This window comes from Methanoculleus sp. UBA303 (assembly GCA_002501655.1).
Classification (GTDB): domain Archaea; phylum Halobacteriota; class Methanomicrobia; order Methanomicrobiales; family Methanoculleaceae; genus Methanoculleus.
In genome coordinates this window covers 131,933-147,287 of the sequence record DANY01000035.1, presented here as the reverse complement: position 1 = coordinate 147,287, position 15,355 = coordinate 131,933, and the positions used below count along the sequence as shown (strand labels likewise).

Genomic DNA, 15,355 nt, shown 5'->3' with positions numbered 1-15,355 from the left:
AAGGGATGGGAGCCCTGCTCAACCGATGATGCACCGTATCCAGAACAGAGTAATGGCAGGCCCGCCGAGATAGGCATCCGGACGCCTCCGGTTGAAATGGTCCCCGGGGCGGCTCGTCCAGCGCAAGGTCTTAATAGGCGAACCCGATAGTAAGTGCACGGAGAAGACATACTGGTCCGCCGGATGCCATAACGAGGAGGTCACCGATTCCATGCGCAAAGCCAGTTAAAATCACCAGAGGTACAATGCACCTGCTCAACCCGTTTCGGATGAACGACTGGGATAACAGAACGTTTTTCTGGGCATTTCAGGCATTCCAACTTCTTTTTGTCGTCGTAGTCAGCCTCAGCCTCGTCGGGTACCCTATACCGATCGCACGAGAAGCCCTGGCCTTCCTCTATCTCACCTTTCTACCGGGTATCCTCGTGCTGAAGGCGCTCAGACTCCACAATCTCGGCACGATTGAGACAGTGCTCTACTCAGTCGGGCTGAGCCTTGCGGCCCTCATGATCACCGGCCTTGTCGCCAACATCGCCTACCCACTGCTTGGCTATGTACGGCCATTCTCATTTGAGATCCTTTTTCTCACAATCATCGCCGTCGTACAGGTTCTGCTCTACCTCGCGCTCACCCGTGACCGGGAACATGCCGACGTAAATTCTGTCAGGCCGGACATTTCCATCCCCCCTGCAGCGCCGTTCCTGATGGTGCTCCCGTTCTTTGCGATCATCGGGACATACATGCGAAACGAGTATCACATGGTCACACTCCTCTTCCTGCTCCTCGTCCTGATCGCCATCATCGGCCTCGTCGTCGGGTTCGACCGACTCATCCCGGCATCCTGCTATCCCCTGGCAGTCTACACTATCGCGCTCTCGCTCCTCTACCATACATCGCTGATATCAGGGTATGTCTGGGGCTATGACATCCACCACGAGCTCCACCTCGTGAACAGTGTGCTGGTGCCTGGGCTCTGGGATATGACCATTCCGTACAACACAAACGGAATGCTCTCCGTCGTTGCGCTCGTCCCCATATACTCGCTCATATGCGATCTGGACCCCGTCTGGGTCTTCAAGATCCTCTACCCCCTCCTCTTCGCGCTCGTGCCGCTCGGGCTCTACCGGGCGATCGAGAAACAGACGAACGCGAAGATTGGGTTTTTTTCGATCTTCTTCTTCGTCTCGTTCTTTACCTTCTATACGGAGATGATCTCCCTCGCCCGCCAGCAGATAGCGGAACTCTTTCTCGCGCTGACCGTCCTTGCTATGGTCGACAAGTCCATGGACCAGGGCAGGCGGGCGTTCCTCATGGTCACCTTCGGCTTTGCCATGATCGTCTCGCACTACGGCCTCTCGTACATCTACCTCTTCTCGCTCATACCGGCATGGCTGCTGCTCGTCTTCCCGGAATACCTGCCGGCCGGCATACGGGAGAGACTCCGCGGGATGTCAGGCACCATGATCTCCGACCCGCTCGCCCCGCAGGGAACCACCCCCAAACCACGGATCCGGACGCTCGTCCTCCCTTACATCCTCGTCTTTGCCATCCTCACCTATCTCTGGTACTCGACGGTAGCCGAAGGCACGGCGTTTGCTACCATCGCCGGTATCGGGGATAAGATAGTAACTACCCTCTTTGCAGAGTCCTTCAACCCGACAACCGTCCAGGGAATGCATATCCTCACCAGCCAGTCCATCACACCCCTGCACAGCCTGGCAAAAGTCGTCCATATCGCAACCCAGGGGCTCATCGCTGTGGGACTGCTTGCAACCCTCCTCAGGCGCGAGCGGTGGCGCATCGAGCCCGAGTATCTCGCCGTCTCACTCGTCTTCCTCCTCATCAACGTAGCCGGCATCATCGTCCCGTTCTTCGCAAGCTCGCTCAACACCAGCCGGCTCTACCACATCACCCTGATCTTCCTTGCCCCGTTCGCGGTCATCGGCGGCATAGCGCTCTACGAGGCAGTAGTCCAAAGGATCCATGCGGTAAGGACCTTCCCATTCATGGGAACGGCTTACCAGGCGTTATCGGTATTCTTCGTCGTGTTCCTCCTCTTCAACACCGGCCTCATCTACCAGATTGTGGATGACAGTCCGACATCGATGGCGCTCGAAACCGCCGGGGATAAGCCGGTCTTCAACGGCAAAGAGGTGCAAGGAGCAAAATGGCTCTTTTCTGAAGCGAGCGGACGCCCCATCTACGTTGACGGCACACGCTGGTGGCTCCTGCTGGGGTTCGACCCGGACCATCAGCGGTACCTCCCGGCAAATGCGTCACTGGTGGAGCCGAACTCCTACCTCTACTTCGGTACATACAACGTCGTAAAAGAGAGTGTCCGGATCGAGGTGCAGGAGCATGCGGTCACTGCGGCGGCCTACACCGATGCCGGACGATTCATCCGGGACCAGAATAGGATCTACGATAATGCCGGTTCCGTCGTCTACTACCGGTGAAGAGCCCGCGGGAAATTCCCACCCGGATAGGTAGGGGAAGGCTGACTCCTGTGAACAGGAGCCATTCCGACAACAGAGAGGAGACTTGTCCGGGCCAGCACCGGTGAGCCAGTTGAGTTATATCCATCCTTTCCTCTTCAGGATCACGCCAACGAGGAGTGTGCCCGCCACATACGTGCCGAGCCACGCATACCCCATACCGATGAGGCCAAACCGGTGCATCAGGGTGTAGCCGAACCCGAGCAGGGCGACACTGACGAATCCGCTGAGGATCATAAGGCTCCGAATGTCGTTCCTGACCTTTGCAATGGATATGAAGGTCTGGCAGACGGAGACGAATATGGCGGATAGCGCGAGCACCTGGAGCAGGGCTATCCCTTCGACGTAGTCTTTGCCGATCAGGTTGAGGATCTGCTCCCCGAAGAGAGAGAGCCCGATGATTGCGGGTATGAGCAGGGCGAACATGCTCGCGAGCGTCCGGAGCACGCTCTTCTTCATCTCCCCCCCGTGGCTTCCCTCGACAAAGAGTGAGGTCGTGAACGCGTATGGGATCATGAAGAGTATCGAGACGATCGCGTAGGTGATGTAGTAGTTGGCGGTACTCTCGGCCCCGAGCACGTGGAGCACCATGATCGGGATGACCATGTTCGGAGCGGACATCAGTATCCCGGCGATGTATGCGCCGGCGGAGAACTGCCATGCTTCCCGCAGGAAGACGCGGTCCACACCCAGTGCAGGCCGTACCGAACATCGGGCAAGCAGGACGAGGGCGAGGATGAGACCGAGGACGAACGAGAGACCGAAGGCACTGAAGATGCCCATCGCTCCAAGGAAGACCAGGGGGACGAGGAAAAGGATCCTCGACCCGTAGAGCAGGTTCAGGATGAAATAGTGCTCCGACTTCCGCATGGCGTTGAACGCACCCTCGATGACCCAGGTGACGGAGTAGGCTCCGAGGAAGATGAGATAGAGCGGCGCGACCGTTCTGACGATCGTGAGCTCGGGGGATACGACATCGACCACGGCGATGAAGACCAGCCCCGCACCGAGCGCCACTGCTGTCGGCACGAGGATGGCAGTTCCAAGCACCCTGTTCTTGTCGCGCAGGGGAAAGAACCGGATCACCGATTGGTCCAGGCCGAGCCGGGAGATGAGGATGAGGAGCCCCATGGACGACATCAGAGCGGTTGCGATGCCCACGTCTGCCTGCGAATAGAACCGGGCTGCAATCATCCAGAAGAAGAATCCAAACCCCGCTGCGGCGAACGATGACGCCATGATGAAGAACGAGTTCCTGATAAGCGGCTCCTGTAAGTGCTGCCTGACCTCGCTGAAGTTTTTGGGGAGTGCTACTGCCATCGGCCGCCACTATCTGGTGACACCTATATAGATGTATCCACCGCTCCGGCCCCTCCGGGGTTGCAGGGCTAGCGGGAGAAACTCTTCCGGGCCGTGCTGCCCGGCACGGCCTCAGGCGGTGTTCACCAAAACAGGAGAGAATTTTCAGGTAGAAGATCTCCACGGGCCGCACCGGCGGAATGTGAGGTGGCGGCCGTGGTAAAGAAAGGTGGGAAGGGGTTATCCCCGTGCTCCCGGTACAGACGTTAGAGAGAAGAAGTTCTGCCGAAGAAGAAGTCGGCAAGCAGAGCAACATCCTTCCAGTCCACGGTGCCGTTTCCATCGAAATCAGCAACGGCATTGGATTTAGTAGTTCCCTGCGCCATCTCGGCAACGATCGTCACGTCGGCCCAGTCAACGCTGCCATCTCCGTTGAGGTCTCCCCTGACGGGAGCCGGCCGGGTTCCGACGACGATCTCCTTACTCATAACGTTGTTGTTCTCATCGCTCTCTGCAATCCGGTTGACATCGTCCACGTTGGCCTTCACGGTGTGGGTGCCCTCAATTGCCTTCCAGGTTGCACCGGCCGAGCCGCCGCTCGCGGTCAGGGTGACCGATGCACCCGCGGCGATAGCCGCGGTGTGGGTGTCGGACCAGACACCGGGACCGGCGGCGCCGTCATCGAACGTGAAGAGGACGCCGTGCTTCACGCCAGCAGGCGTGGGAGCAGTACCCTGGTTCTTGATGGTGGCCCGGAGCGTCACCGCACTCCCGGGAGCCGGGGTTGCCGGGTCCCAGGAGATGTCGGTCACCACAAGATCCGGTTTCCCGGAGGGAGCCGGTGTTGTGGGGGTGGGCGTCGGGGTCGGCGCCGGAGTGGACACAGCCTTCGAGACCGTGATCTGCTCACTCTTGACGTTGTTTGCCTCGTCGCTCTCGGCGATCCGGTTGAGATCGTCCACGTTGGCCTTCACGGTGTGGGTGCCCTCAATCGCCTTCCAGGTTGCACCGGTCGAGCCGCCGTTCGCGGTCAGCGTAACCCATGCACCCGGAGCGATGGACGCTGTATGGGTGTCGGACCAGACACCGGGACCGGCGGCACCGTCATCGAACGTGAAGAGGACGCCGTGCCTCACACCCGCAGGCGTGGGGGCATCCCCCTGGTTCTTGATCGTGGCCCGGAGCGTCACCGCACTCCCGGGAGCCGGGCTTGCCGGGTCCCAGGAGATGTCGGTCACCACAAGGTCCGGCTTTCCGGAGGGAGCCGGCGTTGTGGGGGTCGGAACGGGAGCCGGAACGGTCGGGGTCGGCACCGGCGAGCCGGTGGAGACCACCTTCACGTTCTGGAGAGTCGCCTGACCGGCCGGAACCGTGCCCACGATGGTCACACCGGCGGAACCGGCAGGAAGTGTGCTGGAGACGATCTCCATATCCTTCACAAGGACATTCTTGGTTCTGTAGCCCTCAACAACGAACGGCTTTGCGGCATCGGAGACGATCTGTCCGGAGAAGACGGTGTTCACGTTCTCCTTCGCCCATACGAGCGTCTCCACGCGGTTGCCCGATGCATAGATGCTCACCTCGGAGTTGTCAAACTGGCCGTTCGTGCCGCCGAGGCTGGAACCCTTACCCTTGTACCCGACCGGGTCGATCAGGTGGAAGTTCCGGATCTTCACGTTGTTCGCGAGATCGACCTGGAGGCCGTAGGCGCGCGAGGTGATGCTCGTGCAGTTCTCCATCACTGTGGAGGGGTTGACCGAGCGGGTCGGGACGCTGTAGTAGCCGGCCGGCACCCGATAGGAGAAATCGGTCCTCCCGATGCCGGTGTCCTTCTCGACGCAGTTGTAGAGTTTGCCGCCGTTCGTCGTGTAGAACCCGTTCATGGAGTTCCCTTCTGCCGTGCAGTTGATGAACGTCACGTCAGCGTTCGGGGCGTAGTAGCCGCACCCGAAGTAGTGCGTCGACATGTCGTTCGGGTTGTAGGCCCTTGCCGGGAAGGCTTTCTGCCCGTTGTTCCGGCTCACGCAGTTCTCAAGGACGGCGTTCGTCACTTTGGGATCGAACTCGAAGTGGAACCCGGACTCCAGGGTGCCTTCAGCAAGGCAGTTCTTCACGCGGAGGCCATCCATGTCGTTCAACTCCGCAAAGTCAAACCCGGTGATCCAGGGGTTGAACGCCCCGTACTTGCCGCAGTTGATCGCCGCACAGTTCTCATAGCGAACGTCCTTGATCACCTTGTTCGTCGTTCCCCAGGCGTTGTGGAGGAATCCATACGTCCCGGTATCCACGGCCCTGCAGTTGATGAACTCGATACCCTGGAGCGTCGGCGCATAGACGGTCGGATCATGGACCAGGAGGTAGACCGCCTGAATGCTTGCATCCGCGGTTCCCGTGATGTTATGGAGCTTCGCATGGCTTGCCCGGATGGTCATCACACCGAGCCACTTGACGCCGCTGCTGTAGCCGCTCCCCTGGACGTGGAACCCGTCCAGCGTGATGTACTCGCGGTCGACGTTGATGCGTCCATCGCGGGTGAATTTCAGGAATGTCTCCGATTCACCTTCCCCCTTGAGAGTCGAGCCTGCTTTGGGAGCAATGATCCCTGCACAGTTGTATGTGCCGCTGGTCAGGAGGACAACACCGCCGGATGATGGCAGGGCATTCAGTGCTGCCTGAATCTCCACATGATCATTGACCCCGTCACAGACGTAGGCAGCCGCTGCTTTATCGGCCGCACTACTGTCGCTTGCCGCGACAATCGTGGTGGGGGTCGTCTCGAGTGCCCCGACGATCGGGACGAGCCCGACGATCAGGAACACTGCGATTAGAAGCTTCGTTGTCCGTTTATCTCGCATTATCTCACCTCTCGGGAGATACTGCATTATCTGAAACCTATAATTTAAAATGTTTTGCAAATAGATTGGACAACGCAATTATTTGGAAATAGTAAAATAATAAGTATTAATGCCCAAAATCATTAATTTTTGCTATTTATGAAATCAAAATTAAAATAGAACAACATATATAATATGGCCAATTTTAGCGCATAAACCTCAGGAAATACTTGCTCTGACCAGTGCTCCCAGGATATATTCCAGGCAAGTGAACAGTGACCGAATACGGAATTTCATCCAGTTATTTTTATAAAACTCGCTGGAATTCAACGGTATCCACGCCTGATCGGCCAGGACGGCAGCCACCCCCTGCCGCACCCGGGGGAGGAACGCCTGCGGTACTGCACCATGTGACACCCCGACCGCAACAGATCCGCCAGCAGATAACCTCGACCACCGGTATTTTGCCGAACCCCGGCGCCGGTATCCGGCAGAATGCTAGTGCAACGATTCCCAATTACCGGCACTCTCACCGGAGGAGTGTATTGACCTTTTTTCACACTATCCGGAGGGTTGCCTCCCGGGAGACGGCTTGTCCCCGGTATCCCCACGTACTGCCCCACCCCCCATGGCGATAGCCACCACGGTCCAGTGCACGGGGAGATCCCGGAGAAGAACCGGATTGGGGCCCACTCTCCCCTTCTCCCGGGAAACCGGCTTCGACACCGCTCCCGGGGCACGGCTTCCCACGGGATATCGCCATGACTGCCCTCGCCCCCGGGAGGGGGTTGCCGGAGAGGAACTGTTGGGTGACATTTTGCCCGGGAAGAGGGGTTCCCCCTCCCTGGTCCCCGCCCCCCGTGGCGATATTCCCACGGTCCACTCCAGGGGGAGATTCCGGAGAAGAACCAGACGCGGCTCATCCCCGAATATCAGCCCGGGCACTGCCCCCGCCCCTACCAGAGTAGGGGGACGGAGGGGAGCGCTCCGTGGGGGAGGGGACGATGGCCAGATATGGTCTGTTATTTTGGAATCGATGTACTAGGACCCGCACGAGGAGAAGAGACCGTGCTTCACGCCCGCGGGCGCGAGGCCCCCGATAGACCCACGGAGTATCACCACACTCCCGATGTGACTGCCACATTCTCAAACGTCACTGCTCCGGCAGGTACCGTATTCGTGAGGACCACGCCGTTGGTGAATGGAGCAAGGTTTGCGGAGACGATCTCCATATCCTTGATCCGAACCTTTTTGGTGCGGTCGCCCTCAATCACAAACGGCTTTGCGGTGTTTGAGACAATCTGGCCCGAGTACTCGACGTTCTCGTTATTCCGGGCCCATATCAGCGTTTCAGCCCGGTCACCCGACGCATAGATGTTAACTACTGAATTGGCCAGCGGTCCTCCCTGCGACCCCCCAAGATTTGTCGCCTTCCCGTCGATCCCGGCCGGGTTCTCCAGGTGGAAGTTCTTAATCCAGACATCGCTTGCGAGGTCGATATGGAGACCGTAGCCGTTTGAATCGATGCTCGAACAGTTTTCAAGCACCAGGGACGGAGTTATCGAACGGGTCGGGGCAGCGTAGAACGATGCCGGCTGGATGATCCGGTAATCAGTCTTCCCGGCGCCGACGCTTTCGTCGACACAACTGTAGAGCTTGCCGCCGTTGGTGGCGTAGAACCCGTGCCGGCTGTTCCCCCCGGAGTAGCAACTGATGAAGGTGATGTCACCCCGGGGGGCGTAGTAACCACACCCGAAGTAGTGCGTGGACATATCGTCCTCCCGGTAGGGCTTCGTCGGGTAGGGCTTCTGTCCGTTATCCGTGCTGATACAATTCTCGAGTATGCAATCCCGCTTCTCGGGGTCCCACTCGAAGTGGAACCCGGACTCCAGGTTGCCGTCAGCGAGACAGTTCTTCACGCGGAGGCCCTCGATGTCGTTTAACTCCGCAAAATCGAACCCGGTCACCCAGGGGTTGAACGCGCCGTACCTGCCGCAGTTGATCGCCTGACAATTCTCGTAGCGGACGTCCCGGATCACCCTGTTCGTCGTCCCCCAGGCGTTGTGGAGGAAGCCATAGGTCCCGGTGTCTACAGCCTTGCAGTTGATGAACTCGACGTCCTGGAGCGTTGGCGCATAGACCTCCGGGTCGTGGAGCAGGAGGAAGACCGCCTGAGTGCTCGCATCGGCGGTCCCTTCGACGGCCAGAACCTTCGTGTGGCTCGCGTAGATGGTGATCACGCCGAGCCAGCGATCGTTCCCGACATCTGGATAGCCGGTGCCCCTGATGTGAAAGTTGTAGAGCGTGACAGTTTCCCGGGAGATGATGAGCCGTCCATTCTTGCTGAATTCAAGAAACGTCGCATCCGGCCCCTCCCCACAAAGCATGGTGTTTACGCGCGGGTAGATGCTCCCGGCACAATTGAACGTGCCCTCCGTCAGAGCGACCGTACCCCCCGACGACAGAGCATCAAATGCGGCCTGGATGTCACGCTGGTCGTCGATGCCGTCGCACCGGATATCGGCCCGGGCTTTCGACGCGGGACTGCTGTCGCTTGCCGCGATGACGATCGTCGAACCGGGCACTATCGGGGGCACTACCGGCGTTGTGGGCAGCGGGGCGATAGGAGGGGGGGGAGGAGGCGGAGGCACCGGCACCGGCAGATAGAAGTGCAGGACCAGTGCAGCGGCACCGAGCACGGCAATTAAGATTGCGATGGCAATGAGGAGGCGTCTGCCTCTGGCTCCCAGGTGTGGTCTCGCTGACATGGGACAATGACCTGCCCGTTACTTCCTTCGTGCTGTCGTGACATCCTACAATACCGCCCCTGGCGATCCTGCTGGAGATCTCCCCATTCGCCATCCCGGGTTGAATCGTACCGCCCGGGAACGGCCGCCCGGATTGGGGATCGCAATAACCCATGGGCCCTTCCGCCCGGTTAACACCCCTATAATGCAGAGGTACCATTTAAGGATTTAGTCGGCCCGCTCCTGCTGAAGGGTTGGGCTCAGAGGTCCGGGGGGCTAACAGCAGTATTTCCAGTCCCGGAGAGGTTGAAAGCGCCAGACGAGATGCTCCCCGGGGCAGGGCACCGGGGACTACCTCTGATCCCGATGCAGCCGTCCTGAATCCTATGTCGTGTTGTTGACCGGCAGCACCTCGAGGCCCGACAGGTCTACGTCCCCCGCCATGGTCCCCTCAATCAGAACCGGCTGAGCGGCATCGGAGAAGATCCTGCCGGAATACGTGACATTCCTGTTATTCACGATATAGACCAACGTCTGTGGTCGGTCTCCTGATGCAGCAAGATCAATGACCGAGTTGGAGATGCCCACCTTGATCGTCGAGTTCACCGGGAGTTCCCCCTCGGGGCACCCCAGCACCGCTCCAATACCGTCTATGCCTGCGGGATCGGTCATGGTGAAGTTCCTGATGAGCACATTCGCTGCGCCGCAGACGAAGAGGCCCCACCCGTTCGCGTCAAGACTGCTACAGTGGTCCATGACGACAGAAGGGTTTGTCGAGACCGGCATCGACTGGAGTATGCAGTAGGCGATGGGTCGTGCTGAGGGCTCGATGGTCGGGACACGCCCGGTTTCGCTCTCGGTACAGTTGTACAGGAGCATCCCGTCCGGGTTGATGATAAAGAACCCGAACGCACTGTTCCCCTCGGCCCGGCAGTTTATCAGGGATATCCGCCCCCCGGGGAGATAGAAACCGGACCCGAAGTAGTCCGGGTCACCCACCAGGTAGGTATCGGGACAGGGCTTCTGTCCGTTGTTCCGGCTCGAACAGTTGATGAAGACGCAGTCCCGCTTTCCGGGGTCCCACTCGAAGTGGAACCCAGATTCAAGGCTCCCCTCGGCAGAAGAGTTGCTTACCCGGAGGCCCTCGATGTCGTTTAACTCCGCAAAGTCAAACCCGGTCACCCAGGGGTTGAACGCGCCGTACCTGCCGCAGTTGAGTGCAGCGCAGTTCTCATAACGGACGTCGCGAATTGTTGTATTCTCCGATCCCCAGGCGTTATGGAGGAACCCATAGGTCCCGGTATCCACGGCTCTGCAGTTTGTGAACTCAACATCTTCGAGGATGGGGGCATAGACGTTTGGGTTGTGGAGCAGGAGGAAGACCGCCTGGGTGCTCGCATCGGCGGTGCCCGTGACGTTGTGGACCTTCGCGTGGCTCGCGTAGATAGTGAGGACGCCAAGCCACCGGCCAAGGTCGAGAGTCGTGTTCGTGCTCATGTTTGTATAGTCGGCCCCAGCGATGTGAAACCCGGCCAGGGTGACACGCTCTTCCGAGACGTTGAGCCTCCCGTTCTGGCTGAACTCAAGAAACGTTGCATCAGGGCCCTGGCCGAGGAGCGTCGTGCCCGCTGCCGGGGCAATGCTCCCGGAGCAGTTGAACGTGCCCCGGGAGAGGGCGACCGTACCGCCGTCCGGCAATGCGGCGAGCGCCGCCTGGATCTCCACCTGGTCGTCGAGGCCGTCACAGACGTAGTTTGCCTGCGTCCTCGCTACAGGGCTGCTGTCGCCTGCCGACACAATGAGCGGCGCCACCGGTGCTGCAGCAACACCCTGGACGAGCAGGAGGCCGATAAGCCCGCCGACCAGAAAAACGATCGACCGGCATGGGCTGGCGGGATGCATCCCGGGGCGGTCTGTCAGCCATTTAAGCAGGCGGATCGTCATAACACTCCTCGGATTATCGTACAGGCTGCTCAGCACACCGCATCGAGAACTTCACCAGCCCATCACGGAACTACCGGTTCAGCCACCCCCGGTCCATCGGAAGCCCGGTCCAGGCACCCCCATGACGCCGACCTCACCGCCAAACGGGACGGCCCCCCGGCAGACCCGGGTATCGCCCCGGCATCGAGAACGGCACGGCACGACAGGGCGCGGCCTATTATAATCTTAAAGTTATAAAAATTGATGGGTGAGGGAACAGCCATACCACCCCCGAAATTCGGGTTTCAGGCCGCACGGGAGAACTACCCAACATGGGGTTTGCCTGCACGCCGGACTTTCGAGGCAGTGATGGGCCCGGATGCCGGGGAGAACCCCCAGTTCCTGCAGATTGATGATCTGCGGCCCGGATCGTTGCCGGATGCAGGAGGCGGAGGAGAGGGGCCGGACTGACCGAGTAGCGCGGTGATGCGGGTCGCCGGTGGAATTGTATATATTGGAATACAATATTTATTAGCATATGTCCGGAAAGAAGGAAGTCACCATCGGGATCACCATCAACCTCGAGAACTACGAAAACCTCCGCCTCGAGGTCGAGGGCGACGTAGAGACCCGTGAGGATGTAGACGACCTTATCACGTTCCTCGACGGGATGCTTGCCCGGCTCGGGCGCGGTGATCCGGCGACTGCCGAGCGGGTGGATGCATACCGCCGGCGCGTCCTGAAAGCCAGGCCTGCAGGGCCGCAGGCACCGGCCGCGAGACCGGTACCGGAGGCGGAAATTGCCGTCCCGGCAGCTGCACCGGCGACCCCGGGGACAGAACCGGCACACGGAGGGGAGGAGAGAACCTGCCCCCCTCCCAGCATCATCGAGACGGCAATCCCACCGGCACCGGAGCACCCAAAGCCGCCCCGGGTTCCCGAACCTCCCGCAAAACCGGAGGAGAAGGCCCCGGTGCAGCCGGAGGCGGCCCCGGAACAGGCACCGCCCGTGCAGGTGCAGCCACAACAGGAACCAGTCGCAGCAAAGCCACTCGCAGCTCCGGCAGAGGATGTCTGCGAGATGTGCGGAGCAGAAGTGACGAAATCGCAGGCAAAACTCTCACAGCTCTTCATGAGTAAGAAACTCTGCAAGAAGTGCATGGAACAGCCGTAAGGCCTGCTAGGCCCGCGCGATGAGGAAATAGCAACCTGGAGGTTATATATACTACAATCCCCGAGGATAGTATAATGAAGAAGAACCTGCTCATGTGGGACGAGACGCTTTTTCGGGATCCCGAGGTCTTCGAGATCGATTACGTCCCTGAGCAGTTCAATCATCGTGATGCCCAGATCCAGGAACTCGCTTTCCAGGTCCGGCCGGGCCTGCGGGGTGTCCGGCCCCAGAACACCATCTGCCGAGGCCTCCCGGGGACCGGGAAGACGACAAGCGTCAAGAAAGTCTTCGCTGAGATCGAGGAGACCACAAAGAAACTGGTCCCCGTCTACATCAACTGCCAGATCGACAACACCAAGTTCGCCGTCTTCTCACAGATCTACCGGCGGGTCACCAGACGCCCGCCGCCGGCGTCAGGCACATCATTCAAACAGGTCTTTGACGCCATAGCCCGGGCCCTCCTGCGGGAGGAGCAGGTGCTCCTGGTGGCGCTGGACGACGCAAACTACCTCCTCTATGAGAACGAGATTAACCAGGTGCTCTATCCTCTGCTCCGCTCTCACGAGGCCTATCCGGGTGTCCGAATCGGTGTCGTCGCTATCGTCAGCGATATGTCCGTCAGCCTGCAGACCGAGGTGGACGCCCGGGTGGCATCGGTCTTCCGGCCCACCGAGATATACTTCCCCCCCTACTCGGGAGAGGAGATCCACGGCATCCTCGAGGAGCGGATCCTGCAAGGGCTCTACCCAAACGTCCTCCGACCCGAGATGCTGGATCTCGTGGTGGAGCAGACGATGAAGAGCGGCGACCTCCGCGTCGGCATCGACCTTCTCAAGCGGGCGACCCTGAATGCCGAGAAAGCAGCCCGCCGCTCGGTCGAGCGGGAGGACATCTGCAAGGCCTACGAGGTTTCCCGGTACCTGCACCTTGCATTCTCGCTCAGAGCGCTCAGGGCCGAGGAACGAGAGGTGCTCGGCAGAATCGCGGAGATGTCGGTTCGTGATGACCGGGAGATGAACGCCGGCGATGTCTACCGTTTTGTCAAAGAGAGAGTGAAGGTCAGTTACACCAAGTATTACGAGATGCTCCAAAAGTTCGACGCGATGCGGCTCTTAAACCTCCAGTACCGCCAGGGAAGAGGTCAGGGGAGGGGACGGACCCGGCTGATCGGTCTCCGTTACGATCCCAGACGTGTATTGGAGCACCTGGGGCAGGAGCAATCGTTTTCATAATCCTTATCTATTTCCCCACCGTTTGTACTCTGATGAGGTTTTCCACATGCTCAGCGTAAACGAATTGGCACTGGATATTTTTGAGGAACTCTTCGAATACGCCGAGGAGTTCCATGCCGTCCCGCACGAGCTCGACAACGGAGCACGCATCGTTGACTGCGGCGTCAGCACCACCGGCGGGTATCTGGCAGGAAGACGGTTTACCGAGATCTGCATGGGCGGGCTCGGTGAGGTCGACGTCACGATGGGCCGGATCAGGGATATCCCGATACCGTTCATCGAGGTCAGCACCGACTTCCCGGCCATCGCGTGCCTCGGCGCCCAGAAGGCAGGCTGGACGGTCAACGTCAACAAGTACTTCGCCATGGGCAGCGGCCCCGCACGGGCGCTCTCCCTGAAGCCCAAGCACACCTACGAGGTCATCGACTACGAAGATGAGTTTGACTACGCAGTCATCTGCCTCGAGAGCGACCACCTCCCGAACGCTGGCGTGATGGAGAATATCGCCGACGCCTGCAACGTTGATGTCGCCAACACCTGCGCGGTCGTCGCCCCCACGGCATCGATCGTCGGCTCGGTCCAGGTCGCCGGCCGCTGCGTCGAGACCGCGGTCTACAAGTTGAACGAGCTCGGCTTTGACACGAAGAAGATCACCGCCGGTATCGGCCATGCCCCGATCGCCCCCGTCAAGAAAGACGGCACGAAGGCGATGGGCAGCACCAACGACGCCACGATCTACCACGGCAGCATCATGCTGACGATGAACGCCCCCGAGATCAAGGACTACCTTGACAAGATCCCGAGCAACAAGTCCAAGGGCTACGGAAAACCGTTCTACGAACTCTTCAAGGAGGCCAACTTTGACTTCTACCAGATCGACACCTCGCTCTTCTCTCCGGCCGAGGTGGTCATCAACGAGCTCTCCGAGGGTGTCGTCTACCACGTGGGAGCCGTCAACCCCGACGTGACGCTTAAGTCCTTCGGGTTCATCTGAACCCGATCAATCCATCTCTTTTTGTCCTGGCCGGGGCGATAAGCCCGATGAGAATGCAACGCAGAGGAGTGCGACTGGACCGGTTCACGGGCAGCGGAGCCGGAGCCCGGCCGGTGAGATCCGGCGATCTTCGCCGGCCCCCTTTTCGAGGAGTGCCCCGGGCCCGGAGCCTCCGGCAGGCAACAACGTTTATCCCTCACGGTGCGAAACACTGTAAGACATCCGCGGGCTTGTGGTCTAGCTGGTCATGACGTTGCCCTTACACGGCGAAGATCGCCGGTTCGAATCCGGCCAGGCCCATCGTCTTTTTCATTTTGATGGTTCCTTAATGTTCTTTTGTTATTCCAGTCCTTTGAGATCCTGCATCCGGTCGATGTGGCCCTCTCCCCTGCCCGGAGCGAGCCCGGAGAACAGGCTGTTTTTCATCCGTGCAGCATGAGGCTACGCCTCATGAGCGTTTCGCGGTATGGAAACGCAGCAGGCGGCGCTCGAACACCCATTCAGTCACAGCCATCGTTAGCCCGGGCATCCCAACCGCAGCAAAAGCGGCATCGGGGCCGGTATTGCCGGCATCCACTTCTGTTGCCGGTTTTCCTGTTTGCACAAGGGAGATCCGGTTTTGCGGCATACAACAGTATGGAGGTTTCAAAAATAGAA

The 15,355-nt window shown here is 59.6% G+C and carries 9 protein-coding genes and 1 tRNA gene; 5 read left to right on the top strand and 5 right to left on the bottom strand.

The annotated features are described in order from the left end of the window. Nucleotides 1-245: 245 nt before the first annotated feature. Nucleotides 246-2,456: a DUF2206 domain-containing protein gene (locus BP846_RS08970; RefSeq protein ID WP_292394563.1), complete on the top strand. Its 2,211-nt coding sequence runs from the start codon at nt 246-248 to the stop codon at nt 2,454-2,456. A gap of 117 nt (nt 2,457-2,573) precedes the next feature. Here the strand turns inward: BP846_RS08970 and BP846_RS08965 are convergent, their stop codons facing one another. The 4 genes from BP846_RS08965 to BP846_RS08950 all read right to left on the bottom strand — a co-directional run bounded on the left by BP846_RS08965 (nt 2,574) and on the right by BP846_RS08950 (nt 11,319). Beyond that, nucleotides 2,574-3,815: a lipopolysaccharide biosynthesis protein gene (locus tag BP846_RS08965; RefSeq protein ID WP_292394561.1), complete on the bottom strand. Its 1,242-nt coding sequence runs from the start codon at nt 3,813-3,815 to the stop codon at nt 2,574-2,576. Nucleotides 3,816-4,060: 245 nt separating this feature from the next. Then, a complete protein-coding gene (locus tag BP846_RS08960) occupies nt 4,061-6,649 on the bottom strand; it encodes a CARDB domain-containing protein (RefSeq protein ID WP_292394559.1) in 2,589 nt (862 codons plus the stop codon). A 1,094-nt stretch (nt 6,650-7,743) separates the two neighbouring features. Then, nucleotides 7,744-9,396, bottom strand: coding sequence for a hypothetical protein (locus BP846_RS08955; protein WP_292394557.1), 1,653 nt, complete (start codon nt 9,394-9,396; stop codon nt 7,744-7,746). Between the two features lie 363 nt (nt 9,397-9,759). Further along, nucleotides 9,760-11,319: a right-handed parallel beta-helix repeat-containing protein gene (locus BP846_RS08950; protein WP_292394555.1), complete on the bottom strand. Its 1,560-nt coding sequence runs from the start codon at nt 11,317-11,319 to the stop codon at nt 9,760-9,762. A gap of 517 nt (nt 11,320-11,836) precedes the next feature. On the opposite strand from BP846_RS08950, the gene BP846_RS08945 reads away from it, so the two are divergent. From BP846_RS08945 to BP846_RS08930, 4 genes are all read left to right on the top strand, one after another. Beyond that, nucleotides 11,837-12,472, top strand: coding sequence for a hypothetical protein (locus BP846_RS08945; RefSeq protein ID WP_292394553.1), 636 nt, complete (start codon nt 11,837-11,839; stop codon nt 12,470-12,472). Between the two features lie 74 nt (nt 12,473-12,546). Then, complete coding sequence (locus BP846_RS08940; protein WP_292394551.1) at nt 12,547-13,704, top strand: ORC1-type DNA replication protein; 1,158 nt, start codon at nt 12,547-12,549, stop codon at nt 13,702-13,704. Nucleotides 13,705-13,750: 46 nt separating this feature from the next. Beyond that, nucleotides 13,751-14,698 carry a methenyltetrahydromethanopterin cyclohydrolase gene (gene mch, locus BP846_RS08935; protein ID WP_292394593.1) on the top strand — a complete coding sequence of 316 codons (948 nt, stop codon included), beginning with the start codon at nt 13,751-13,753 and terminating at the stop codon, nt 14,696-14,698. A gap of 226 nt (nt 14,699-14,924) precedes the next feature. Continuing rightward, nucleotides 14,925-14,998, top strand: a tRNA-Val gene (locus BP846_RS08930). A gap of 148 nt (nt 14,999-15,146) precedes the next feature. On the opposite strand, the gene BP846_RS08925 is transcribed toward BP846_RS08930, so the two are convergent. Beyond that, nucleotides 15,147-15,326: a hypothetical protein gene (locus tag BP846_RS08925; protein WP_292394549.1), complete on the bottom strand. Its 180-nt coding sequence runs from the start codon at nt 15,324-15,326 to the stop codon at nt 15,147-15,149. Nucleotides 15,327-15,355 lie beyond the last annotated feature (29 nt).